1 pseudogene is annotated in these 643 nt (G+C 38.7%); it reads left to right on the top strand.

Annotated features, from left to right (window positions below):
* Positions 1-643, top strand: a pseudogene (locus Q1A01_RS23620) (hypothetical protein); the annotation flags it as partial.

Genomic DNA, 643 nt, shown 5'->3' with positions numbered 1-643 from the left:
CTTACTATGTAACACAAGCAGATTTAGATGCTGACAACCCCATAACAGATCCAAGTGCCTACATAAACACGACACCAGACCTTCAAACGATCTTTATTCAGATAAGTAGTACTGAACCTGGGATGTGTATGACACAAACTACGATTGATTTGGTAGTGAATCCACTTCCATTCATTGCAGAGCCATTACCACCGAGTGTTGCCTGTGATGATGATAATGATGGATTTGGAGTGTTTGATCTTCAGCAGTACTCAGATGATATCTTAGTAGGATTACCTGATGTGGTACTTCGTTTTTATGAAACCTTTGATAATGCACAGAATGATAATACTGCAGAGCAGATAGATATTACTGTTCCTTATGATAATATCACAGGGATGCCTGTGTTGTATATACTTGCAGAAAACACCCTTACAGGATGTAGTAAGGTGTATAGTTTTGAGCTATTAGTATTTGCATTGCCAGAGATATCTACAGATGAGATTACAGATTTACAACAGTGTGATGATGATGGAGATGGCTTTGAAATCTTTGAACTTAATAATTTAGCTACAGAAACAGAGATCTTAGCCGGCTTAGATCCAGCGATTCACTTAATAACATATCACCCTACAGCGGCGGATGCTATGAATGGTACTGCAGG

Origin of the sequence: uncultured Dokdonia sp. (assembly GCF_947492815.1) — a bacterium.
Taxonomy (GTDB): domain Bacteria; phylum Bacteroidota; class Bacteroidia; order Flavobacteriales; family Flavobacteriaceae; genus Dokdonia.
Note: the sequence above shows the minus strand (reverse complement) of the source record. Positions and strands in the feature narration are given on the sequence as shown.